This window comes from Salmonella sp. 2020_1459, assembly GCF_043847915.1.
GTDB classification, from domain to species: domain Bacteria; phylum Pseudomonadota; class Gammaproteobacteria; order Enterobacterales; family Enterobacteriaceae; genus Salmonella; species Salmonella enterica.
In genome coordinates this window covers 638,477-661,499 of sequence record NZ_JBCMFA010000001.1, presented here as the reverse complement: position 1 = coordinate 661,499, position 23,023 = coordinate 638,477, and the positions used below count along the sequence as shown (strand labels likewise).

Genomic DNA, 23,023 nt, shown 5'->3' with positions numbered 1-23,023 from the left:
TTATCTTAATAAAGGTAAATTACTGTCAGGCCTCCGTAAAAGGAGGTTGATTAATGATTCGTCATATCGCCATTTTTCTTTGTTCTTTATTGATGTGCAGCACCACTTTTGCCGATTCGGTAACGTCGGTATCGCTTGGCGCGCTCTTAACCGCGCTCAATGAACGCATGTTATTAATGAAAGATGTGGCTGCTTATAAAATGAAGCACCATCTGCCGATAGAGGATTTCACACGTGAACAAAATGTTTTTGCCGAGGCTGAAGAAGAAGCGAAAAATAACGGTCTGGACCCGCATTCGATAACCCCTTTTATTCGTTCGCTAATGGATGCCAGTAAAGCGATACAGTACCGCTATTTAGCGCAGTGGCGAACCGGCTCAGAACCCTCCTTTCCGATACAAACCTTGTCGGTCACCCGGCAACGTATTCGACAACTTGATAATCAAATGTTGATCATTATCAGCCAGCGCCTGATGGTCGGCGCTTTCAGCCATGAGGATATGGTGTGGCTGAGAACGCACTTTAATGCGCCGAATCTGAATGAGAGCGATATCAGTGATGTGTTGGCAGCCCTATCTTTGGTGCGACGCGCGCGTTAATCCCCCATGAGGAAACGTGGGCCAATACCTGGTGATTGCCTGCGGGGGCGCGATAAAAGAACGTTTTTGGGTGATGGGGATATAAGCGTGGCGGAATAGCGGCTGGAGAGACGTGGTTTCGCTTCCCATCTTCCGGTGCATTCGTTAGCATACTGTTTCGCAGCTAAGCGTAAATGCTTTCAGGAAGAGGTTAATGTGTTCGCGGAGTATGGTGTTCTGAATTATTGGACGTACCTGGTCGGGGCGATTTTTATCGTTCTGGTACCGGGGCCGAATACGCTTTTTGTGCTTAAAAATAGCGTGGGACGCGGGGTTAAAGGAGGATATCTTGCCGCATGCGGCGTGTTTATCGGCGATGCGATATTAATGTTTCTGGCGTATGCGGGCGTGGCGACGCTGATCAAAACAACGCCGGTTCTGTTTAACATTGTTCGCTATCTCGGCGCGTTTTATCTGCTCTACCTTGGCGCAAAAATCCTTTACGCCACTCTGACCTCAAAAGGGCGTGCGGCGACGGAAACGGTAGTTCCTTTTGGCGCTATTTTTAAGCGTGCTTTAATTCTTAGCCTGACGAATCCTAAAGCCATACTTTTTTATGTTTCCTTTTTTGTGCAATTTATTGATGTTACTGCGCCGCATACTGGGGTGTCATTTTTTATTTTGGCCACCACCCTTGAAATCGTCAGTTTTTGCTATCTGAGCTTTTTAATTCTTTCTGGCGCTTTTGTAACCCACTATATTGGTACCAAAAAGAAACTGGCAAAAGTGGGCAATTCTTTGATTGGCCTTCTTTTCGTCGGATTTGCCGCCCGGCTGGCAACGCTCCAGTCTTAACCACCTGGACCCGTCGTCAACGGCGGGTCATTGTTCTCCTTTCGGTTTTATTGCGTGGAAAACAGCAAAATAGTAACCAATAAATGGTATTTAAAATGCTGTTTTTGGAGCGTAACCTTTTTACGACAGCGATGAGATTATCGCTGAGTAACCTGCGGGAAGAGGGAAGCAAATGCGGCAAATTCCACAAAATCATATCCATACACGTTCCACGCCCTTCTGGAACAAAGAGACGGCGCCTGCCGGAATTTTCGAACGCCACCTTGATAAGGGAACGCGACCCGGCGTTTATCCTCGTCTCTCGGTGATGCAGGGGGCGGTCAAATATCTCGGATACGCTGATGAACATTGCTCTGAGCCGGAAGAGATCATGGTGATCAATGCCGGCGAGTTTGGCGTGTTTCCTCCGGAAAAGTGGCACAATATTGAGGTCATGACGGATGATACCTATTTTAACATCGACTTTTTTGTCGCGCCGGAAGTACTGATGGAAGGGGCGACCTCACGAAAAGTCATTCATGCCGGGAGAGAATAATAATGGGAAAAGCTACTTATACCGTCACGGTCACGAATAATAGCAACGGCGTCTCTGTGGACTATGAAACGGAAGCACCGATGACGTTGCTGGTACCTGAAGTTGCAGCAGAAGTTGTGAAGGATTTGGTCAATACCGTGCGTTCCTACGATACCGAAAACGAACACGACGTTTGCGGTTGGTAAGGATCTTGTAGTATCTATTTGATATAAAGTGATTTTTTAAATCAGAAGCCGCATCGCGCGTCGCCAGCGTGATGCGGTTTTTGCGTATTGAAAAGCGCTGTTTATTTACATCAGACATGGGTTGAAAAGAAACATTAAGAAAACATTAAGAATATCGCATTGTTTGCTAATGAGAGCGTATTCATAAAACTTATGATTGGGTATTAAAAACCAGAAGAGTCTTATAATCATGAAACTCGATACCCGATTAACTTCGTCAGCACTTACTCTTGCGCTTGCCGCTGTGGTCATCCCGTTTACGGCGGACTGGCAATTGCCTTTGCTTAACGGCGTGGTGGTCCGATGGATTGAAAACGGACAAGCGTTATGGTTACTGTTTGGGGCGCTATTTACCGCCTGGTATATACGGCCACTTTCCCGTCCCGAAGGGGCAAAGCAGTTTTGGCTATGGGCTGTTGTCTGGTGGGTGGTGCTATTGGGTAGAAGCACCAGTTGGGGGCGTGACTATTTCCCTGACGAGCCGCGTATGCTGTTCAGAACGATTTCAGTGCTATTAATTGCTGCGTTGGTATTGCCAGTCCTGTTTTCTGCCGGGCTACGTAAGGAGATTGTTCGTCGTCTGCGGGACGTTCCTCTGCCATTGTGGCTGTTTGCCGTGACGGCATGTTCATATCTGATTTCCGACACTGTCGAGCATCATCGGTGGTTGTCGCCGATATTCCTGCATAACGCTCGTTACACAGATTTGATTGAAGAGCTTTATGAAGTGCCATTTATGATCGGTTTGTTTATGGTGACCGTGGGGTTTATGCAGCAGGACAAGCAGGATGAATGTTCTGCGCTGGAGATGACCCCGTATCACGCAAAATAGCGCGGCTGAAAAAGACCATGAATTCGGCATGGGATAGATAGCGGTTAGCAAAAAAAGCCCGCACTCGGTGAGGCGGGCAAATAATACTGGAAGCAATGTGAGCAATGTCGTACCGAACAGGTGGGTTATAAACTCAACCACTCGGTATTGATAAAGATAATCGTTATCATTAATGATTGCAACCCTGATATTTATGCGCTTTTATCCACGACGCTAAAAGGTGATGGATATCACAAACTTCACTTTCCTGACGATGTGCTATTCTTTTTAACGGCAAATAAACCGCTAACGTTAAGACATAAGTGAGGAAAAAATGGGCATTCTTTCATGGATTATTTTTGGACTTATTGCGGGTATTTTGGCTAAGTGGATCATGCCAGGTAAAGATGGCGGCGGATTCTTTATGACGATCATTCTGGGGATCGTTGGTGCGGTAGTCGGAGGATGGATCAGTACGTTCTTTGGCTTTGGCAAAGTGGATGGTTTCAACTTCGGCAGCTTTGCAGTCGCGGTGATCGGCGCGATTGTCGTGCTGTTAATCTACAGAAAAATCAAAAGCTAAACGCAGAACTTTCAGAGATAATAAAGGCTACGACAGGTAGCCTTTATTATTCAAAATGAATTTACCACCAGCCCAGTTCGGTACCCGCCGCCGCAATTAGCGCGATGCCCATCAACACCATCGTTGTTTTCCTCATGGTTATGCTCCCGGCGCGGCGTAACCGCCAATAAAAAACCATGCCAAAAATAATATTGCCGTAATGAAAATGACGACAGGGAAGAGGATACCCACTCTCATGCTATTACCTTCACTGTTCAGGGGGCGCCAGAATAGCAGGCTTTTCTCAGCGACAAAAGGTTGGTTGCTTTGTGACAGGGCGTGGCTATTGCTGACTTAACCCGGGATAAACACCCACTAAAGCGCTGACAGAAAGTATGGAAATAGCGTACCCGCCAGGTTATCCTGGACAAAATATCGCTTTAAGGAGTCGTTATGAAATTTACGTGGATTGCGTTGCCAGGCGTATTGCTGCTGAGCGCTTGTTCATCGTCGCAACCCAACGCCCCCAGGCCGCCGCGTATTGGGATGCCTAATCCGGCAGCCGTCTACTGTGAGCAACAGGGCGGTACGCTGATGCCGGTGCAGACCCCACAAGGCGTGCGTTCCGATTGCAAATTGCCCAATGGCGAAATCATTGATGAGTGGACATTATGGCGCAGAGAGCACCCTGATACGAAAAAGTGACAACCTGCGGTCCGACGGGATATGATTAAGAACAATCTGATAATGAGTTTCATGCGGCGCAAGAAAATATGTTTCAGTTAAAGCCGGGCGCGTTGGCAATAGTTATTGGCGCTAAAACACCCGCCGGACGGCGGAATATTGGTAAGTCGGTTGAGCTATTTTGCCTGTGTCAACCCGGAGATGAATTCATTAACCCGGTAAATGGACACGTCACCTTACTGCCGAAAGAAGCGCCTCGGGCGCTGTGGCTGGTCACGGGCGATGTAGCCTCCGCCGATGGCCAGCACGGTTTTGCCTGGGTGCGGGCAGAACATTTGATGCCGTTGTCCCCGGACAGACAACCAGGCCAGGCGGCGGCCCGACAATCACAGCTCTCGTAGCCACTCTGCCAGCACAATGGCATGGTTCTGGCGAGTATCTTTAGCGGCGTATAGCAACGTTAGCGGCTGGTGTCGGGCAATATCCGCCAGCCGTTTGCCTTCTTGATGCTGTTGCGCAAGTTCTGCCCGGTATTGCTGCGCGAAGTGGTTAAAATCAATCAGTTCGCTATGAAAGGCTTTGCGCAATTCGGTGGAGGGCGTAATGGCCTTATTCCATTCATCATAGACCAGCGCTGCTTTTTTAATGCCGCGTGGCCATAGCCTGTCAACCAATACCCGATAACCATCGTCTTTTTCCGCCGGGAAATAGACGCGCTTACACTGGATTCGCATTTTTCCCTCCTGTGATGGTGTCGCTTACGGTACTTTTGTCGGATAGCGGTAATGATTTTAATGGATCAGGCCTGATAAACGAAGCGTCATCAGGCATTCAAGTGGGTATCAGGTTTATTTATGACGCTATCTCTCGATCGCGTCCGGCGTAGAGGCCGAAAATCGCCATGATGATAGCCAGAACCGTCACGCCTGATAGCGGTAGATACCAGCTACCGCTGGCATCATGAAGTTTTCCCATGACGGGCGGCCCACATGCCGCCAGTAAATACCCGACCGACTGCGCCATGCCGGAAAGCGCCGCCGCCTGATGCGCCGAACTGGCGCGCAGGCCGATAAACGTCAGGCCGAGGATCATCGTCGCGCCTGAACCGAAGCCGAACAGTAGCGTCCAGATGATCGCCTGGCCCGGCACAAACCAAAGCCCCGCCGCGCCCACTGCGCACAATAGTGAGACCAGCGCGGCAATCCAGCGTTGATCGTTAAAGCGATGCAAAATAAGCGGAATAGCTAACCCAGGCGCCGCGGTCGCCAGTTGCAGCAGGCCATGTAGCGATCCTGCCTGTGCTTCGCTGTAACCGTGGCTGATGAGTATTGTTGGTAACCAGCCGATAATCACATAATAAATCAGTGAGTTAAGTCCCAGAAACAACGTAACTTGCCAGGCTAAAGGCGAACGCCAGATACCGCGTTCATGTAATGCCCGGGAGCTACTCAGGTTAGCTGAGCGGGTAGTGCGCCACTGCGGCAACCAGATAAGAAACGCCAACAGCGGAAACAGCATTAGCATTAACAGCGCGCCGCGCCAGCCAAAACCGTGCAACGCCAGCGGAACCACCAGCGCGGACCCCAACGCGGCGGCGGCGCCCATCGTCAATGAGTACGCGCCCGTCAGCCTGGCGACATGTTGTGAAAAATCGCGCTTAATCAATCCTGGTAGCAGCACATTACCCAGCGCTATCCCGCACCCAATAATGGCAGTTCCGGCAAACAACAATGCAGCGGAGGGCAGGGAGCGGAGAGCAATACCCGCGCAAATCAGCAGCATTGCGGCAAACAGACTGCGTTCCATCCCAAACCGGCGGGCAATACCGGCCGCCAGCGGCGAAACCAGTGCAAACGCCAGAAGCGGCAAGGTTGTTAGCAGGCCCGTCTGGGCGGTGGAAAGACCGTAATCCGAACGGATTGTCTCCAGCAACGGCGCAGCGCCGGTAAATGTTACGCGCAGCGTAGTGGCTATCATCAAAATACCGGCAATCAGTAAAGCGCCCTGTTTGCCGCGTGGTGAAAGGGCTGTCGTCATCGTTTTCTCATCTCGTCAGGCGAGGCGATACCTTAACAGTTTTTACTGTTTGGATGAATCAAGCTAAAATGACAATTTATCGCTAAAATCGGACAATATAATGATTGGCCTGAGACTGGACGGTTACGATCCCGACCTTCACCACGATGCTGCTGTGGCCTTTTGTATTCGCGCCAGGGATGATGAACTGTTTAGCCCTCGCCATCAGCATCGCAAGGGACAGTTGATTCTCGCTCTGCACGGCGCGATCACCTGTGAGGTGGAAAATGCGATGTGGATGGTGCCGCCCCAGTATGCCGTCTGGCTCCCCGGCTCGCTGCCGCACAGTAATCATGTGACCGCAGGGGCGGAGCTGTGCTTTTTATTTATTGAACCTGCGGCGGTCGTCATGCCGGAGCGTTGCTGCACGCTGAAAATTTCGCCGTTATGCCGGGAGTTGATTTTGTCGCTGGCGCGCAGAACCGATTCCGAAAGAGCGCAAATGCCAACGCAGCGCCTTATTCAGGTGTTGTTTGATGAACTGCCGCAGCAGCCGCAGGAACAATTGCAATTACCGGTATCGGGGCATCCGAAAATCCGCCAAATGGTTGAGACAATGGCGCAGGAGCCCGCGCGATGGAATACATTAGGGCAGTGGGCCAGCGTATTCGCGATGAGCGAGCGTAACCTTGCCCGGTTGGTCGTCAAAGAGACGGGACTAAGCTTTCGTCGCTGGCGTCATCAGTTGCAATTAATTCTGGCGCTACAAGCGCTGATCGCGGGACGTAATGTACAGCAGACGGCGCAAATGCTGGGTTATGATTCCACCACGGCATTCATTACCATGTTTAAAAAAGGCCTGGGGCAGACGCCAGGCCAGTATCTGACGGGCGAGTTACTGCTTCCCCACAATTAAAGAGACCAGCCCCGCCGCAATCAGTGGGCCGACCGGCACGCCGCGAAACAGCGCGACGCCAAGTACCGTACCGACCAGCAGCCCGGCGACGAGCTGCGGTTGGTTTCCCATCAGCGTAATGCCGCGACCGCCCAGCCAGGAGACGAAAACGCCGACAGCAATCGCGACCAGCGATTTCCAGTTCACAAAAGAGTGGATCAATGTGGAGGGCGGTAGGGTTCCGCTGGCGATGGGAGCCATTACGCCGATGGTCAGAATGATAATCCCGACGGTGAGTCCCTGTTTTTCAATCCAGGGAAAAAAGGTATTCAACGGGGTTACGCGGACAATAATCAGCACCAGAATTGAGACGGCGACAGTGGTGTTGTGGCTGATAAATCCCAGAGCTGCCAGTCCGAGCAGGATCAGCAGAGTGACATCAAACATTATGGTTTCCTTGCCAAAAAGTAAGCCTGACTACTTTACGCCCAAACGGCAAAGCGCACAGGCCTTTTTAACGATTGATGCGGATTTCAGGCAACTGCCTGAAAGACAATTTCTACGTGAAAAACAGCGTTGTCATTAAATTGCCATCAACGCCGCGTATTGCTAACCGGTGAACCGTCATTGTTGTCTTCCTGAGGATACAATTATGTACGATCCACCGTTTCTTGAAGCGCTTATGATAACGGCGTCGTTTTTCGCCATTTTTATCATTATTGTTGTGTCTATATTGCTCCTTGAAGAGGACTAAGCCGTTGGCGATGACTGAAAGCGGCGGAAGACTGCCAGTTCTGGTCGGGCGATGCGCAGATAGTCCTGTGTATTCATAATGACTGACTTTTCCAGCAGACCGGCATTAAAGGCAATTTCATCGAAACGCTCAAACAGGAGCGGATCGGCGACCAGTTTCAGATTAGGGTGAAAACTGAAAGGCGGGATCGCGCCAAAAACGCAGCCGGTCAGCATATCGACTTCCGCCGGGCTGGCAAGGGAAGCGCGTAAGCCGCCCAGATATGAAGCAAGCTGAGAGAGGTCGGCTTGCTGATCGGCCGCCAGAATAGCAAGAACGTGCTGGTTGACGCCGTTGCCTTTGACTTTACAGACCAGCGCTTTTGCGCCCTGGCCCAGCGCAGTACCGCGTATTTCAGATACCGCTTCGCATTTCCCTACCGCTTCATGGTTCACCACACGATAGCGCGCGTTCTCCTGGGTTAATAAAGCCACTAAACGTTGGTGTGTAGCGACACCCTTCGCGACTTCAGTCATTTCGGCCATTTCTCACTCCTGGTGCAATATGAACATTTACTGCGAAGCACTATGATGAACGATGTTGTTTTTGTTGTTTGTTCAGATAGAGCTGCGCATCGGAAGCCTGGTAGGCATCATTAATCGTATCATTGGGCTGCATATTATAAATCCCGGCAGAAAAATGGACTGTCTTATCCGGTGCGATAATTTGCAGGTTACGAATAATACGCTCCGGCAGATGGATAGCCAAATCCGCCGCGTAATCAACAAGAATAATACAGAACTCATCGCCGCCGAGGCGAATGGCGTAATCGCTTTTACGAATCGATGTTTTAATCGCTTTCGCCAACAGGGTTATAATTCGGTCGCCTTCCTGGTGCCCCTGGGTATCGTTGATCAGTTTTAACCTATCGCAATCAATAGCGACAAATGTCACCGGCGTCCCGGTATTGACCAGGCGTTGCAGTCGCTGTTCCAGCACCGGTGTTAATATTTTACGGTTGTAAAGCCCGGTCATGGCATCGCTAATATTTTCGCGTGTGACGTTGCGATAAAGCCGAAAGTGCATCCGTACCATATTAAGCAGGAGCGCCGTTGCCAGTAAGTAAAAGGCCAGCGCTTTCCAGGACGAGACAAGGAAATAGGTTAAATCAAGGGACAACGAAACGCGCAGCCCACCAGGGATATCATGGCTATAATTCACATATTGAAACAGATTATTTTTGCTTTGATTAATAATAATTTCTTTTCCGGAGTCCATATCCTTTAGTGTTACGTTAAGATAACGCCAAACCAGCGGGCGGTCCTGGGTATAAAAAATATTTTTTAAATTATCCTGGTTAACATCCACCATCACGATGCCTTTTAACGATCCCGCCAGATAGACTGGCGTTAAAAAACTCATGACGTTTTCCTGAGTAATATCATCCATGTAGATACTTGAAATAACCGTACGGCCGGTAAAAAGTTTATCTATATCTTTTCTGTTAATACCCATTGTGCCTTTTTGTAAAAAAGTCCAACGATGCATGGCGAAGCGCCGTGAGTTGATTAAATCATAGAAATAGACATAATGTTTATTTAAATCAACGTAATAACGGAATTTAAGCTCCAGTGTGCCCAGCCCGTGACTATGGTCGTCCTGCGAACGGTTGATGCTTACCGCCTGATCAAATGCAGGCAGTAAAAGGGCGTCATCAAGATTATCGGTACACTGTGTAGCGGCGGTTTGCAGAGTACCATGTAGCGCCGGATAATTATGCCGGGTCAGGTTGACACCGTGCGTACCGTTAATAGCTTCAAAGGCGTCGCAAAACGCGCGGTGTTTTTCTGCGGTGACGGGGTCTCCCGGCGCTTCAAAAGTTCGCATCAAATGTGCGGCGATGCTCTGATTCTGGTACTTATCGTACAAAAACGACGAATCGGCTCTCTCCATGATATAACGCATATAGGCATTCATTGCCCTGTCGCTGGCAATAAGTTCGTAAATCAGGAAGGACGATGTCAAAACGATGACGCTTGCCGAGATAAAGTGCCTGAGCGCTTTATGATGCAAATTCATGATGAACTACAGCCCTGAAAGTCGGATGCGTTAGTTTACCATAGCGATGAGAATTCCTCTAATAGACTGTTTAAAAATAAAACGTGTTGATGTTATGGAATAAAAATCATTCTCGATTTAATAAATTCAATAATATATGATGTTGATATTTTCAGTCGTGACTATTGTCGCAAAAAGTAAATTGTTAATTAACGGCATCGATTTAACACTAACGAAAATAAAATAGCCTTTATTATTACGCGAAAGGAGTGTGAAGTGGTAAGGATAATAATGTACTTCCGTTCGGAGGCACTATGAAACGATTTAAAGAAATGGCAACAATTTTTCTTTTTGCATTGCTGGCTGCGGGGTTCACGTCGTCTGCTATGGCAGCGTCGGGTAGTGATAGTCCGTGGGATTTTGATTTTTCGGGTCCATGGCTTTTTTGCAAACTACAACCCCCTGATTCTCTGCAATTACCGCCACCTCCTGGTGAGTATTGCTGGCATTAATAAATCCATAGTATTTCAGTGATAAGTCGGCGCATGTAAGGTTAATCCAGTCAGGAGATATACAGGTTTACGGCTATTATACTGGTAGTATGTATAATTGCCTTGTTAGTGATAAATCAGCCCGTGACTCATTACGGGCTGATTTATGGTTATGCACTTTGATTGGCGCTCTGTTTCTGAAACAATTCGCGGAATACCGGATAAATATCCTCCTGATCGCGAATATGCTGCATGGCGAAGTTATCGAACGTCGCCTGCAGATGTTCATACTCGCGCCATAAGGTCTGGTGGGCGCGGCGGGTAATCTCGATATAGCTGTAATAGCGCACTACCGGCAGCAGCTTTTTCGCCAGAATCTCATGACACAGCGGTGAATCGTCGGCCCAGTTATCACCGTCTGACGCTTGCGCCGCATAGATGTTCCACTGACCGGGGTCGTAGCGCTCTTTAACCACTTCGTCCATGAGTTTAAGCGCGCTGGAGACAATCGTCCCGCCGGTCTCTTGCGAATAAAAGAACTCATGTTCGTCCACTTCCTTCGCCTGGGTATGGTGGCGGATATAAACCACCTCTACGTTCTTATACGTTCGGCTCAAAAACAGATAGAGCAGAATGTAAAAACGCTTGGCCATATCTTTGGTTGCCTGGTCCATCGAACCCGAGACGTCCATCAGACAGAACATCACCGCCTGGCTGGAGGGCTCAGGCCGTTTTTCATAATTTTTATAGCGTAAATCAAAGGTGTCGATAAACGGCACTCGCTCGATTTTAGCCCGTAGTTCGGCAATCTCCCGACGTAACCGCTCCTCTTCAAGCAGTTGAGCTGGTTCGCTGTGGCTGATGGTCTCCAGTTCCGTTTCCAGCGCGTGCAGTTCGCGGCGTTTTCCTGCCGTCATTGCTGTACGGCGCGCCAGAGAGTTTTGTAGCGAACGTACCACGCTGATATTGGCCGGTACGCCGTTTGAGGTGAAACCGGCGCGGTGAGTTTTATACTCGTTAAGCTGGCGATGCTGGTTTTTCTTCAGATTAGGCAGCGCTAAATCTTCAAAGAGCAGATCCAGATACTCATCTTTTGAAATCTGAAAAACAAACTCATCCTGGCCTTCGCCGTCCTGGCTGGCCTGACCTTGACCGCTGCCGGAACCGCCGCCGCCACCGCCTTGCGGACGCTCAATGCGATCATTCTGGATAAAGTGATCGTTACCCGGATGGACGCGATGGCGCAGACCGCCGCGCCCCTGATGAAACATCGGTTCGCTAATATCATCGGTTGGAATAGAGACGGACTCTCCGCTGTCGACATCGGTCACAGAGCGTTTATTAATCGCTTCGGAAATTGACTGCTTAATTTGTGCTTTATAACGGCGCAAAAAGCGCTGGCGATTCACCGTGCTTTTATTTTTGCCGTTAAGACGTCGGTCTATGAACCAGGTCATATGCCCCCCGTACTGCCAACTGAGCGCCTGTTCTGTCAGTGCCGGATAGCGCTAACGCTTAGCCAGTCTACAGAACATTACTTTGTAGGCCCGGTAAGCGCAAGCGCCACCGGGCATTAACATCACGACGATTTACGCACGCGCAGGTACCACTCGCACAGCAAACGAACCTGCTTACGGGTATACCCTTTTTCCATCATCCGATCGACAAAGTCGTCATGCTTTTTCTGCTCGTCAGTCGACGTTTTGGCGTTAAAAGAAATGACCGGCAACAGCTCTTCAGTATTAGAGAACATTTTTTTCTCAATCACCGTGCGCAGCTTCTCGTAACTGGTCCAGTTTGGATTACGGCCGCTATTGTTGGCTCTGGCGCGCAGGACAAAGTTTACTATCTCATTACGGAAATCTTTCGGGTTACTGATACCCGCTGGTTTTTCAATTTTTTCCAGTTCGGCGTTCAGCGACTCGCGATCGAACAGTTGACCGGTATCCGGGTCGCGATACTCCTGATCCTGAATCCAGAAATCCGCATAAGTCACGTAACGATCAAAAATGTTCTGCCCGTACTCAGAGTAAGATTCGAGATAGGCCGTCTGGATCTCCTTGCCGATAAATTCGGCGTATTTCGGGATCAGGTAGCCTTTCAGGAACTCCAGATAACGCTCAGCCTGCTCCTGCGGGAACTGTTCACGCTCGATTTGTTGTTCCAGAACGTAGAACAGATGTACCGGGTTTGCCGCCACTTCCGCATGGTCGAAGTTGAATACGCGGGAGAGGATCTTAAAGGCGAATCGGGTGGAGAGACCGTTCATCCCTTCGTCCACACCCGCATAGTCGCGATACTCCTGGTACGATTTAGCTTTAGGGTCGGTATCTTTCAGGCTTTCACCGTCATAAACGCGCATTTTCGAGTAAATACTGGAATTTTCCGGCTCTTTCAGGCGGGAAAGAATCGAGAAGCGCGAAAGCGTTTCCAACGTGCCCGGCGCGCAGGGCGCATGAGCCAGCTCGCTATGATTAAGTAGTTTCTCGTAGATTTTGATCTCTTCGGAGATTCGCAGGCAATAAGGCACCTTCACAATATAGACACGGTCGAGGAACGCTTCGTTATTTTTATTGTTACGGAAAGTCACCCATTCAGATTCGTTTGAGTGGGCAAGTATGATGCCATTAAAGGGCAGGGCGGAAATACCTTCCGTGCCATTGTAGTTACCTTCCTGAGTTGCGGTCAGCAAGGGGTGCAGCACCTTAATAGGCGCTTTAAACATCTCGACGAACTCCATGATCCCCTGGTTAGCGCGGCACAGCGCGCCAGAGTAACCATACGCATCCGGATCGTTCTGGGCGTGATGTTCGAGTTTACGAATATCCACCTTGCCGACCAGCGCCGAAATATCCTGGTTGTTTTCATCGCCGGGTTCCGTTTTGGCGATGGCAATCTGCTCCAGAATGGAGGGCCAGACTTTCACCACGCGGAATTTAGTAATATCGCCGCCAAACTCATGCAGGCGTTTGGCCGCCCACGGGGACATAATCGTACCGAGATAGCGGCGCGGAATACCGTACTCTTTTTCCAGAATCTGCGCGTCTTCCTGCGGATTAAACAGGCATAACGGATGATCGTTGACCGGACTACGCTCGCCGTTGGCGCTTAAAACATAAATTGGCACGCGCTGCATTAGCGATTTCAGCCGTTCAGCGAGCGATGATTTGCCACCCCCCACAGGTCCCAGCAAATAGAGAATTTGCTTCTTCTCTTCCAGCCCTTGCGCCGCATGTTTTAGATAAGAGACAATCTGTTCAATCGCGTCTTCCATGCCGTAAAACTCTTCAAACGCAGGATAGCGAGCAATAACCCGGTTGGAGAAGAGTCGGGAAAGTCGGGGTTCCTGGGCAGTGTCGACCATATTAGGCTCGCCGATAGCCATTAATAGCCGCTCTGCCGCGTTGGCATAAGCACTGCGATCTTGCCGACAAATGGTAAGAAAATCCTGCAGTGTGAACTCTTCGTCCTTGGCAGCTTCGTAACGCTGGCGATAGTGATCGAATATATTCATGATATGCCATCCTTTCGTTTTTTCGCACATGTTAAGAGCCGTTCATATGAATAGTAGAGGCTCCCGGAAGAGGTAGACTGAACGCCGTCTCTGCTAAGGAAAAAAAAGCAACTCTCATGCCATTTTATTGGTCAGAAGATCAACGTGTCCGGTGATACACCTTCTTAACATTAAGCGTAGATGGCATTTGCAAAACTTGCCTGTACGCGTCAGTGGATTTCGATGACATATCAATAACTCATCAGGTAGAAAAGGCTGGTGGATATCAGAAAAAGCGTTCCCGGTCACATAACGATCATCAGCCGATCATCTGAAAATAATCGATGATGGTGATATTAAACGGTTACATTGTGTAAAATAGTTGGGCTTACAGGTATTGGCGGTTACACTTTTGCCGCAGAACATTTGAATAAGGAATTATGGATTGTGACCAAACTTAAACTTCTGGCTCTTGGCGTGTTTATTGCAACATCCGCCAGCGTCGCGCACGCTGAAAGCAACCTGACGTTGGGCGCAGGCGTTGGTGTGGTTGAACACCCTTATAAAGATTACGATAGCGATGTTTATCCGATACCGGTCATCGCTTATGAAAGCGAAAACTTCTGGTTCCGTGGTCTGGGCGGCGGGTATTACTTGTGGAATGACAATGCCGATAAGTTGTCAATCATGGCATACTGGTCCCCGATGTACTTCAAACCGGGCGACAGCGATGACCATCAGTTGCGTCGTCTGGACAGGCGTAAAAGTACTATGATGGCGGGCGTTTCTTACGCGCATCACACCCAATATGGATTCCTGCGTACCTCACTGGCAGGGGATACGTTGGATAACAGTAACGGTATTGTCTGGGATCTGGCCTGGCTGTATCGGTATACCAATGGCGGGCTGACCTTAACGCCAGGTATCGGGGTTGAATGGAATAGCGAGAACCAGAACGATTACTATTACGGCGTATCACGTAAAGAATCTTCGCGTAGCGGCCTGCGCGGCTATAACCCGAACGATAGCTGGAACCCGTATCTTGAACTTAGCGCTAACTATAATTTCGCCGGTAACTGGAGCGTATATGGTACTGCGCGCTACACCCGCCTGTCGGATGAAATTACCGACAGCCCGATGGTGGATAAATCCTGGACCGGTATCCTTTCTACTGGCGTGACCTATAGATTCTGATTGATTGAATTTGCCGGAAAAACCATGACAAAGCCTGCGTTATGCAGGCTTTGTGCTAACTGAAACGCGAACATGGCGGCTTGCATAAATGCGCTGTTGACCGGGGATGGCGCAGCCTTACGTGATTTATACTTTGTTACATCAATTTAAAAAACTAGCCTTTTATATGAAAAATCCAGGTGATTACAACTGCGCTAACAATTAGCGTAATAATTGTTGCAATGCTGGCTGATATCGCCCTGTCACGTCCCGCTTATGCTATACCCATTCTTCACAGCGAGTAAGACGAATGAGCATAGTATTCAATACCGTAGCCAAGCCCAGCGGCAGTCTGTGTAACTTATCCTGCAAGTACTGTTTCTATCTTGATAAACCCCGGGGCCAGCGCGTCATGTCTGACGATGTGCTGGAGACGTATATCCGCCGGGTAATTGATGATACGCTATCCTCAGAGGTCTCGTTTTGTTGGCAGGGGGGAGAGCCGACGCTATGCGGTCTTTCTTTTTACCAAAAAGTGGTGCGCTTGCAGCAACGCTATGCCAACGGCAAAACTATCTACAACAGTCTGCAAACCAATGGCGTATTAATCAATGAAGAGTGGGCGGCTTTCTTTTCGCAGCACCAGTTCCTGATTGGTATATCGATTGATGGGCCGCAAGTCGTTCATGATAATTACCGGAAAACGCCGTCAGGGCGGGCGTCTTTTTCCCGAGTCGTTAATGCTATCCGCCTTCTGCAGGCAAATGATGTCGAGTTCAACACGCTCACTGTCGTGAATGATGCGTCATGCCGTCATGGCAACGCTATTTATCATTTTTTGACGCAGGAACTGGAAAGTAAACACCTGCAATTTATTCCCATTGTTGAGCCGCTCGCGCAAAAAGCGCAGCGTTCTTTGACGTTATCTGACAATGAAGATTCGCCTTCGCTGATGCCCTTTTCCGTCACGCCTGAAGGGTGGGGCGCCTTTATGTGCGATGTTTTTGATCAATGGATACGTCACGATGTCGGACGCATATTCGTACAGCTTTTTGACAACTTACTTGGCGTCTGGATGGGGGAGCCCGCCACGCTTTGTACGATGCAGTCGACCTGCGGGCAAAGTTTGCTGGTGGAGCAGAATGGCGACGTGTTTAGCTGTGACCATTTTGTTTTTCCCGCCTATAAACTGGGCAATCTGCAGCAACACTCTTTAGAAGAAATGGCGGCCTCTCCTTTTCAGCAGCAGTTTGGCGCGGCTAAAGCAAACCTTTCTTCACGCTGCCAGAACTGTACGTGGCGCTTTGCCTGTCACGGCGGTTGTCCGAAACATCGAATTTGTATGGACGGCGGCGAACGGCAAAATTATCTCTGTAAAGGATATCTGGAGTTCTTTCAACATGTGACGCCCTATATGAATGTGATGCGTCAATTATTACTGAATCAGCGGCCCGCCGCGCATATTACCCGCATCGTCGACATGATTGCAGATGACGTTCGTCAGTGACAAGAAAATCGCCCCCTTGCGCGGTATGATGCCGGACATTACCGTAGGGTCTAAGAGTCCTGTATTGTTTTACCGTCGAGTGACCTTGAAAAGGAAATGAAATCAGTGAAAAACGTAACGTTTTGCGGGCAGGTGACGCTTCCTGCTATCGGACAGGGAACATGGTATATGGGCGAGCGCGCGGATCAACGTCAGCGCGAGGTTTCGGCGTTGCGCGCGGGGCTGGATTTGGGGTTACGCCTTATTGATACAGCGGAAATGTATGCCGACGGCGGGGCGGAAAAGGTCGTGGGCGAGGCGCTGGCAGGGCGACGCGATGAGGCATTTCTGGTGTCAAAAGTGTACCCGTGGAACGCTGGCGGCCAGAAGATAGTTGCCGCCTGTGAGGAAAGCCTGCGTCGTCTGAAAACAGATTATCTCGATCTCTATCTATTGCACTGGGCCGGAAGCTTTTCATTCGAAGAGACCGTTGAAGGTATGGAGCGGCTAATCGCGCAGGGGAAAATTCGCCGTTGGGGAGTCTCTAATCTTGATTATGACGATATGCAGGCGCTGTGGCGCATCCCCGGGGGACAGCAATGCGCGACAAATCAGGTGCTCTATCATCTGGCGTCACGCGGTATTGAGTATGATTTATTGCCGTGGTGTCAACAACAGCGAATGCCAGTGATGGCCTATAGCCCGCTGGCGCAGGCTGGCCGGTTACGTAGCGGTTTACTGAATCATCCGGTGGTGAATGAAATTGCGCAAGCGCATAACGCAACGGCGGCGCAAATCTTACTGACGTGGGTGATTGCGCATCCGGGCGTGATGGCGATCCCGAAAGCCGGAAGTACAGAACACGTGAAGCAAAATGCGGCGGCGCTTGAGATCGCCTTGTCAGCAAACGAACTTGCCTTACTGGACAACGCCTGGCCTGCGCCAAAAGGGAAAACCGCGTTGGATATGGTGTGACGCCGGATAAAATGTGTAAGCGCCGCCATCCGGCAGGTCATGCCTGATGGCGGCTGACGCCTTTCAGATCCTATAGCAACGCCGTTATCCATTCACTTTTAGCGTTTAGCGACGCAGATAGTCTGCGCCAGACGAGAGGGTTTTTCTTCTGTGGCTTGTTGCGGCGCAGTAGCGTAAACCGTTTCAACGCAGACAAACGTTTTATAGCCGTCATCCGGCATGTCGCCCATGCTGACGGACAACGCCGGGCCAGGGTTCCAGCCTACGACGTTAAGGTGATGGTGGTGGACCACATCAATCGTGCGGTTTAATGTCGCATCGTGGATCACGCTACATGCTTCAGGATTGAGGTAAACGCGATCGGTACGGTCCGGAAAGGTTTGTATACCGTCGGTCAGGACACCTTCTTTAGCGTCGTTAACTTTATCAATAAACCGATCGCCGAGTCCGCTGACCTTAACGTTGGCGATGTCGCCAACGTTAAAATAGCTGTGGAGCGCGGATGTGGTTGCAAACTCGCCATGCGCTTCCAGTTCAATTTCACAGGTTTTGCCCACTTTAAAACGTGCCAGCAGCGTGAAATCGTGCGGCCAGTATTTCCGGGTGGCCTCACTGCTTTGCAGCTCAAATGTCAGCATTACGCCATTATCATCTTCATTATGCGCTTTTAGCGCCCACGGTAGATTACGCGCAAAGCCGTGTGACGGCAGACCCTGTTGAGCCGCAGGTCCAAACCAGGGCCAGCAGATCGGTACGCCGCCGCGTAGCGCCACGCCGGTTTTGAAAGGCGTATTATTACTGAGCCACAATACCTCTTCCTCGCCAATGGGTTTCCAGGAGAGAAGGTGCGCGCCCTGTAATGCAAAAGAGGCTTTAACCTGCGGATGGTCAACGACGATCAGATCCAGGTCATCAAGCTGACGACGGGAAAGGACAGGGGTAAGCTGTTCGATAACCGGGAGGGCAAAAATTTTATTAATCATTACGCAATCCTCTTAACCCTAAATAATTCGAGTTGCATGACAAGGCGCTTGTGCCTTGACCAGTGCTTGCGCTGGCCCGTAGAGGCGAGGCCGCAGGCCGAGTAACGCGGCAAGTGAACGACAAATTCATCGGGAACGAATTTGAACAACCGTAGGTAACCTTCGGTCAGGGGCATCCCTGATTCATCCCGATAAGTTCGACTTCCGTCAGTGATTCGGGTGAGAAAGCATAGCCAACACACCTGCAACTTGAAGTATGACGGGTATATCTTTAAGCAAAAAAAAGAGCGACCTGAGTCGCTCTTACCAATGACTGTGTCATCTCAACTTATTTGGAGATGTGAGCAATCAGGTCCAGTACTTTGTTGGAGTAACCGGTTTCGTTATCGTACCAGGAGACCAGTTTCACGAAGTTGTCGTTCAGCGCGATGCCTGCTTTAGCATCGAACACGGAAGTGCATACTTCGCCGTTGAAATCGGTAGATACAACGTCGTCTTCGGTGTAACCCAGAACGCCTTTCATTTCGCCTTCGGCAGCAGCTTTAACAGCAGCTTTGATCTGCTCGTAGGTAGCCGCTTTTTCCAGACGAACGGTCAGGTCAACAACGGATACGTTCGGAGTAGGAACGCGGAACGCCATACCAGTCAGTTTGCCATTCAGTTCCGGCAGTACTTTACCTACCGCTTTAGCAGCGCCAGTAGAGGACGGGATGATGTTCTGAGATGCGCCGCGGCCGCCGCGCCAGTCTTTGTGAGACGGGCCGTCAACGGTTTTCTGGGTTGCGGTAGTCGCGTGAACAGTGGTCATCAGACCTTCGATGATGCCGAAGTTGTCGTTGATAACTTTAGCCAGCGGCGCCAGGCAGTTGGTGGTGCAGGAAGCGTTGGAAACGATGTCCTGGCCTTCGTATTTGTCAAAGTTAGCGCCTTTAACAAACATTGGGGTGTTGTCTTTAGACGGACCCGTCAGAACCACTTTTTTCGCGCCAGCGGTGATGTGTTTACGCGCGGTTTCGTCAGTCAGGAAGATACCGGTAGCTTCAGCCACTACGTCAACACCAACTTCGTCCCATTTCAGGTTAGCCGGATCGCGTTCAGCGGTAACACGGATTTTTTTACCGTTAACGATCAGATGACCGTCTTTCACTTCAACAGTACCGTCGAAACGGCCGTGAGTGGAGTCATATTTCAGCATGTATGCCATGTACTCTGCGTCTAACAGGTCGTTGATTGCAACGATCTCGATGTCAGAACGTTTCTGAGCAGCACGGAAAACAATGCGACCGATACGGCCAAAACCGTTGATACCTACTTTGATAGTCATATATTCCACCAGCTATTTGTTAGTGAATAAAAGGTTGCCTGTAAAATTACAAAAACCTTACGCAGCGTCAAGCGGAATCGTGTCAATCATTGCGACAAATCAATCCTCTGCACAACCTTTGCGCGGCTGATTCGCCTCACTCTTCCTTTCGGCTTGAAACCACATGGGGGCGCCGCCCCGAATTTTAAAGGGCAACCGAGATAATAATGTGACATCAGTCACGATTCGTGAGCCGCCATTTCGCAATGATCAAGTTTAGAACAAAAGTTGGTACTGAGGTGTTAATGTTTTGTTAGAATCGGTCAGGCAATGTGAGCACGTTTAAAGTGAGATGTGAGCAAATGGCTAACCAACCTTCAGCAGAAGAACTCAAGAAAAAATTGTCCGAAATGCAATTCTATGTGACGCAGGATCGTGGCACAGAACCGCCATTTACCGGACGCCTGCTACATAATAAACGCGATGGGGTTTATCACTGCCTGGTCTGTGATACGCCGCTTTTTCACTCCCACACCAAATACGATTCAGGCTGCGGCTGGCCTAGCTTTTACCAGCCTGTCAGCGAAGAGGCGATTCGTTACATAGACGATTTTTCTCATGGCATGCAGCGTGTCGAAATTCGTTGCGGTAACTGCGATGCGCATCTCGGACACGTTTTCCCGGATGGTCCGCAGCCAACCGGTGAGCGCTATTGCGTTAACTCGGCCTCGCTGGCCTTTTCTGACGAGAAAAACGGCGATCAACTGAAAGGCTGAAAAAACGATTCAGCAAATTATTCCACAGGAGCGGACACATCATGAATCTTGATGAGATCATTAACAGCATGACGCCGGAAGTGTATCAACGTTTATCCACCGCCGTTGAGCTGGGTAAATGGCCGGATGGCGTGGCGTTGACGCCGGAACAGAAAGAAAACAGCCTGCAACTGGTGATGCTATGGCAGGCGCGGCACAATACCGAAGCGCAACATATGACGATCGATACTCACGGTCAGATGGTGATGAAAAGCAAGCAGCAGCTCAAAGCGGATTTCGGTATTACGTCAAAGCCGATTGCGACATTGAAAATGCAGTAACGGCAGCCGGATAAGAGGTAGCCGCCATCCGGCGGTTTCATTGCCAATGCGTTGTGCTTACCGGGCCTGCTCATTGCTGCCAGGCACAGGCCCGCCATATTTTTACCCATTACGCTTAATGTCCAGCGAGTCCGCCAACTGTTTCGCTAACTGATTATTGTCATCGGTGGCCTATTCCCAGAACATTGCGCCAGCCAGCCCGCGCTTTTTAATCTGTTTTGTTAGAAGCGCTCTCCAGCCTGCGTTGAGCTTTGCCTGGTAGCGACGCTGACGTGACGTATCCGGCCCAAAGATCTATGCAATGGTCTCACCGTTGCGTGATGTATTGACCGGATACGATACCTGCTCCGCTACCTGGCGACAGCCTGGCCCTGCGTCTCTTCCCAGTCTGCCAGCGTATACAGCGTCGCGCCTGCCGCCGCCATCTCCATAAACGCGTGTGCGCTATCCTGCGGGTGAATATTCACGCCGCGACAGCCATCGGTGATAACGTTAACGGCATAGCCCAACTCTAGCGCATCCAGCACCGTAAATTTTACGCAGTAATCGGTCGCCAACCCCATCACGATAAGCTCGGTAACGTCATGCTCGCGAAGCCAGGTATCAAGGGTGGTTTTCTGCCGATGTTCGTTGTCAAAAAACGCGCTGTAGCTATCAATCAGCGGGTTTTCACCCTTATAGATGCAGGCGTCAATCGCATGTTGGTTAAGCAGGGGATGTAACGCCGCGCCGTCGGTATGTTGAACGCAGTGATCCGGCCAGAGCGTTTGCGGCAGCCCGTCCAGCTTTCCCTGACTATAGGGTTCCGCCTGATGCTGGCTGGCGAAGCTGCCATGCTGCGCGGGATGCCAGTCCTGGCTGGCCAGCACCGGAATCTGCCGGGGCTGGCACCAGTCAATAAGAGCGTTGGCGATGTCGATGGTGCTGTCGCCTTCCGCTACAGCCAGCGCGCCGCCGGCGCAAAAGTCATTTTGCAAGTCGACCAGTAATAAGGCCCGGTTTGTCATTATCTTCTCCTTGTCGTCGGGATTTTTTAATCATCCGGCGTCAATTCACCACGCAAGTTTTGCGCCATCGCGCTACGAATCGCCTGAGTGTCCAGACCCTGGCTTAACAAATAATGCAGTTTGGTTAAGGTGGCTTCGACAGTCATATCGGCACCGCCAATCACGCCAGCGTGCGCCAGTGCATTACCGGTAGCGTACCCGCCCATATTGACTCGCCCTGACATGCATTGCGTCAGGTTAACCACCACGATGCCGCGCGAACTGGCCTCTTTCAGCTCCTGTAAAAACGCTTTATTTTGCGGCGCGTTGCCTACGCCATAAGAGCGCAGAATCAGCGCTTTTACCGGCTGACGCAGAAAGTTACGTACTACCTCGGCGGAAATCCCCGGATAAATCGTCACTACGCCTATCGGCTGCGGCGTAATAGGGTGAACGATTAATTCACCAGAACCGTAGGGCGCGGGAGGCGTATTTAAACGGCGAATGTGAATTCCTGCTTCCAGCAAGGGCGGCAGATTGGGAGAGGCAAAAGCGTCAAACCCATCCGCATGGGCTTTGGTCGTGCGATTACCGCGGAACAGACGATTATTAAAAAACAGCGTTACTTCATTAATAGGGTAGTTGGCGGCGACATAAAGCGCATTCAGCAAATTAATTTGCCCGTCGGAACGCAGCTCAGCCAGCGGAATTTGTGACCCTGTCACAATAACCGGTTTACCCAGATTTTCCAGCATGAAAGAGAGCGCCGATGCGGTAAACGCCATCGTGTCGGTGCCGTGCAGAATAACAAAACCGTCATACTCATCGTAGTGTGCTTTGATATCTGCAGCGATATGCTGCCAGTCTTCCGGCGTCATATCTGATGAATCCATCAGCGGGGCATATTCATGGATGGTAAAATCCGGCATCTCCGGGCGGTGGAATTCCGGCATCAGCGCCAGCTGGCGCTGAAGGTGCCCGGACACCGGGATATACCCTTTATCTGAGCGCTGCATACCGATAGTACCGCCGGTATAGGCAACGTAAATTGATTTCTTTTGCATGATAATGTTCAGTCGTGTCGCG

At 50.2% G+C, this 23,023-nt stretch carries 28 protein-coding genes; 16 read left to right on the top strand and 12 right to left on the bottom strand.

Features of this window, described 5'->3' with window-relative positions; all coding sequences use genetic code 11:
- Positions 1–53 precede the first annotated feature (53 nt).
- The 6 genes from ACH0VJ_RS03385 to ACH0VJ_RS03360 all read left to right on the top strand — a co-directional run bounded on the left by ACH0VJ_RS03385 (position 54) and on the right by ACH0VJ_RS03360 (position 3,586).
- Positions 54–599, top strand: a complete 546-nt coding sequence (locus tag ACH0VJ_RS03385) for a chorismate mutase (RefSeq protein WP_000617990.1) — start codon at positions 54–56, stop codon at positions 597–599.
- Positions 600–794: 195 nt separating this feature from the next.
- Positions 795–1,433: a leucine efflux protein LeuE gene (gene leuE, locus ACH0VJ_RS03380; protein ID WP_000457190.1), complete on the top strand. Its 639-nt coding sequence runs from the start codon at positions 795–797 to the stop codon at positions 1,431–1,433.
- 172 nt (positions 1,434–1,605) lie between these two features.
- Positions 1,606–1,968, top strand: a complete 363-nt coding sequence (gene yeaR, locus ACH0VJ_RS03375) for a DUF1971 domain-containing protein YeaR (RefSeq protein WP_001248993.1) — start codon at positions 1,606–1,608, stop codon at positions 1,966–1,968.
- A gap of 2 nt (positions 1,969–1,970) precedes the next feature.
- Positions 1,971–2,153 carry a DUF1869 domain-containing protein gene (locus ACH0VJ_RS03370; RefSeq protein ID WP_000513733.1) on the top strand — a complete coding sequence of 61 codons (183 nt, stop codon included), beginning with the start codon at positions 1,971–1,973 and terminating at the stop codon, positions 2,151–2,153.
- Positions 2,154–2,382: 229 nt separating this feature from the next.
- On the top strand, positions 2,383–3,024 hold the full coding sequence (locus tag ACH0VJ_RS03365) for a hypothetical protein (protein WP_000762777.1): 642 nt from the start codon (positions 2,383–2,385) through the stop codon (positions 3,022–3,024).
- A gap of 313 nt (positions 3,025–3,337) precedes the next feature.
- Positions 3,338–3,586 (top strand): GlsB/YeaQ/YmgE family stress response membrane protein, encoded by a 249-nt coding sequence (locus ACH0VJ_RS03360; RefSeq protein WP_000512149.1) that lies wholly within the window; start codon positions 3,338–3,340, stop codon positions 3,584–3,586.
- Between the two features lie 138 nt (positions 3,587–3,724).
- Here ACH0VJ_RS03360 and ACH0VJ_RS03355 read toward each other — a convergent pair whose 3' ends face one another.
- Positions 3,725–3,823 carry a YoaK family small membrane protein gene (locus ACH0VJ_RS03355; RefSeq protein WP_001589065.1) on the bottom strand — a complete coding sequence of 33 codons (99 nt, stop codon included), beginning with the start codon at positions 3,821–3,823 and terminating at the stop codon, positions 3,725–3,727.
- 195 nt (positions 3,824–4,018) lie between these two features.
- On the opposite strand from ACH0VJ_RS03355, the gene ACH0VJ_RS03350 reads away from it, so the two are divergent.
- On the top strand, positions 4,019–4,270 hold the full coding sequence (locus ACH0VJ_RS03350; protein WP_000673492.1) for a DUF333 domain-containing protein: 252 nt from the start codon (positions 4,019–4,021) through the stop codon (positions 4,268–4,270).
- A gap of 68 nt (positions 4,271–4,338) precedes the next feature.
- A complete protein-coding gene (locus tag ACH0VJ_RS03345; protein WP_000487129.1) occupies positions 4,339–4,650 on the top strand; it encodes a hypothetical protein in 312 nt (103 codons plus the stop codon).
- Here the strand turns inward: ACH0VJ_RS03345 and ACH0VJ_RS03340 are convergent.
- Together ACH0VJ_RS03340 and ACH0VJ_RS03335 are read right to left on the bottom strand one after the other, a co-directional pair.
- Positions 4,636–4,983 (bottom strand): DUF488 domain-containing protein, encoded by a 348-nt coding sequence (locus tag ACH0VJ_RS03340; protein WP_001222527.1) that lies wholly within the window; start codon positions 4,981–4,983, stop codon positions 4,636–4,638. The two genes, ACH0VJ_RS03345 and ACH0VJ_RS03340, sit on opposite strands and share 15 nt — an antisense overlap.
- 118 nt (positions 4,984–5,101) lie before the next feature.
- On the bottom strand, positions 5,102–6,286 hold the full coding sequence (locus ACH0VJ_RS03335) for a CynX/NimT family MFS transporter (protein ID WP_000205341.1): 1,185 nt from the start codon (positions 6,284–6,286) through the stop codon (positions 5,102–5,104).
- 100 nt (positions 6,287–6,386) lie between these two features.
- On the opposite strand from ACH0VJ_RS03335, the gene ACH0VJ_RS03330 reads away from it, so the two are divergent.
- Positions 6,387–7,181, top strand: a complete 795-nt coding sequence (locus ACH0VJ_RS03330) for a helix-turn-helix transcriptional regulator (RefSeq protein ID WP_000579798.1) — start codon at positions 6,387–6,389, stop codon at positions 7,179–7,181.
- Here ACH0VJ_RS03330 and ACH0VJ_RS03325 read toward each other — a convergent pair.
- Positions 7,161–7,607: a DUF441 domain-containing protein gene (locus tag ACH0VJ_RS03325; RefSeq protein ID WP_000460698.1), complete on the bottom strand. Its 447-nt coding sequence runs from the start codon at positions 7,605–7,607 to the stop codon at positions 7,161–7,163. The genes ACH0VJ_RS03330 and ACH0VJ_RS03325 overlap by 21 nt on opposite strands.
- 205 nt (positions 7,608–7,812) lie before the next feature.
- Between ACH0VJ_RS03325 and yoaI the strand changes: the two genes are divergently transcribed.
- Positions 7,813–7,914: a small membrane protein YoaI gene (yoaI, locus tag ACH0VJ_RS03320; protein ID WP_000272233.1), complete on the top strand. Its 102-nt coding sequence runs from the start codon at positions 7,813–7,815 to the stop codon at positions 7,912–7,914.
- Here the strand turns inward: yoaI and ACH0VJ_RS03315 are convergent.
- Complete coding sequence (locus ACH0VJ_RS03315) at positions 7,911–8,429, bottom strand: YbaK/prolyl-tRNA synthetase associated domain-containing protein (protein ID WP_162264798.1); 519 nt, start codon at positions 8,427–8,429, stop codon at positions 7,911–7,913. The genes yoaI and ACH0VJ_RS03315 overlap by 4 nt on opposite strands.
- Positions 8,430–8,478: 49 nt before the next feature.
- Positions 8,479–9,972 (bottom strand): diguanylate cyclase DgcJ, encoded by a 1,494-nt coding sequence (gene dgcJ / locus ACH0VJ_RS03310; RefSeq protein ID WP_001048646.1) that lies wholly within the window; start codon positions 9,970–9,972, stop codon positions 8,479–8,481.
- A gap of 293 nt (positions 9,973–10,265) precedes the next feature.
- On the opposite strand from dgcJ, the gene ACH0VJ_RS03305 reads away from it, so the two are divergent.
- On the top strand, positions 10,266–10,463 hold the full coding sequence (locus ACH0VJ_RS03305; protein WP_012218875.1) for a hypothetical protein: 198 nt from the start codon (positions 10,266–10,268) through the stop codon (positions 10,461–10,463).
- Between the two features lie 149 nt (positions 10,464–10,612).
- On the opposite strand, the gene ACH0VJ_RS03300 is transcribed toward ACH0VJ_RS03305, so the two are convergent.
- Together ACH0VJ_RS03300 and yeaG are read right to left on the bottom strand one after the other, a co-directional pair.
- The gene (locus tag ACH0VJ_RS03300; RefSeq protein ID WP_000219714.1) at positions 10,613–11,899 is read right to left on the bottom strand and encodes a YeaH/YhbH family protein; all 1,287 of its coding nucleotides are present in this window, start codon (positions 11,897–11,899) and stop codon (positions 10,613–10,615) included.
- A 122-nt stretch (positions 11,900–12,021) separates the two neighbouring features.
- The gene (yeaG, locus tag ACH0VJ_RS03295) at positions 12,022–13,956 is read right to left on the bottom strand and encodes a protein kinase YeaG (protein WP_001518010.1); all 1,935 of its coding nucleotides are present in this window, start codon (positions 13,954–13,956) and stop codon (positions 12,022–12,024) included.
- Between the two features lie 426 nt (positions 13,957–14,382).
- Here yeaG and ACH0VJ_RS03290 point away from each other — a divergent pair, with 426 nt between their 5' ends.
- The 3 genes from ACH0VJ_RS03290 to ACH0VJ_RS03280 all read left to right on the top strand — a co-directional run bounded on the left by ACH0VJ_RS03290 (position 14,383) and on the right by ACH0VJ_RS03280 (position 17,569).
- Entirely contained in the window at positions 14,383–15,129 is a 747-nt protein-coding gene (locus ACH0VJ_RS03290) for a MipA/OmpV family protein (RefSeq protein ID WP_000163762.1), read from the top strand.
- Positions 15,130–15,418: 289 nt separating this feature from the next.
- Positions 15,419–16,615, top strand: a complete 1,197-nt coding sequence (locus ACH0VJ_RS03285) for an anaerobic sulfatase maturase (protein WP_000029238.1) — start codon at positions 15,419–15,421, stop codon at positions 16,613–16,615.
- Positions 16,616–16,711: 96 nt separating this feature from the next.
- The gene (locus tag ACH0VJ_RS03280; protein ID WP_000843751.1) at positions 16,712–17,569 is read left to right on the top strand and encodes an aldo/keto reductase; all 858 of its coding nucleotides are present in this window, start codon (positions 16,712–16,714) and stop codon (positions 17,567–17,569) included.
- 98 nt (positions 17,570–17,667) lie between these two features.
- Here ACH0VJ_RS03280 and ACH0VJ_RS03275 read toward each other — a convergent pair whose 3' ends face one another.
- Positions 17,668–18,552 carry a D-hexose-6-phosphate mutarotase gene (locus ACH0VJ_RS03275; RefSeq protein WP_000608652.1) on the bottom strand — a complete coding sequence of 295 codons (885 nt, stop codon included), beginning with the start codon at positions 18,550–18,552 and terminating at the stop codon, positions 17,668–17,670.
- Between the two features lie 328 nt (positions 18,553–18,880).
- The gene (gapA, locus tag ACH0VJ_RS03270) at positions 18,881–19,876 is read right to left on the bottom strand and encodes a glyceraldehyde-3-phosphate dehydrogenase (protein WP_000153505.1); all 996 of its coding nucleotides are present in this window, start codon (positions 19,874–19,876) and stop codon (positions 18,881–18,883) included.
- A 341-nt stretch (positions 19,877–20,217) separates the two neighbouring features.
- Here gapA and msrB point away from each other — a divergent pair, with 341 nt between their 5' ends.
- Together msrB and ACH0VJ_RS03260 are read left to right on the top strand one after the other, a co-directional pair.
- On the top strand, positions 20,218–20,631 hold the full coding sequence (msrB, locus tag ACH0VJ_RS03265; RefSeq protein ID WP_001519539.1) for a peptide-methionine (R)-S-oxide reductase MsrB: 414 nt from the start codon (positions 20,218–20,220) through the stop codon (positions 20,629–20,631).
- Positions 20,632–20,672: 41 nt separating this feature from the next.
- Positions 20,673–20,951 carry a YeaC family protein gene (locus ACH0VJ_RS03260; protein WP_001046864.1) on the top strand — a complete coding sequence of 93 codons (279 nt, stop codon included), beginning with the start codon at positions 20,673–20,675 and terminating at the stop codon, positions 20,949–20,951.
- A 350-nt stretch (positions 20,952–21,301) separates the two neighbouring features.
- On the opposite strand, the gene pncA is transcribed toward ACH0VJ_RS03260, so the two are convergent.
- On the bottom strand, positions 21,302–21,958 hold the full coding sequence (pncA, locus tag ACH0VJ_RS03255; protein WP_000184707.1) for a bifunctional nicotinamidase/pyrazinamidase: 657 nt from the start codon (positions 21,956–21,958) through the stop codon (positions 21,302–21,304).
- Between the two features lie 26 nt (positions 21,959–21,984).
- Positions 21,985–23,001 carry an asparaginase gene (ansA, locus tag ACH0VJ_RS03250; protein WP_001170134.1) on the bottom strand — a complete coding sequence of 339 codons (1,017 nt, stop codon included), beginning with the start codon at positions 22,999–23,001 and terminating at the stop codon, positions 21,985–21,987.
- Positions 23,002–23,023 lie beyond the last annotated feature (22 nt).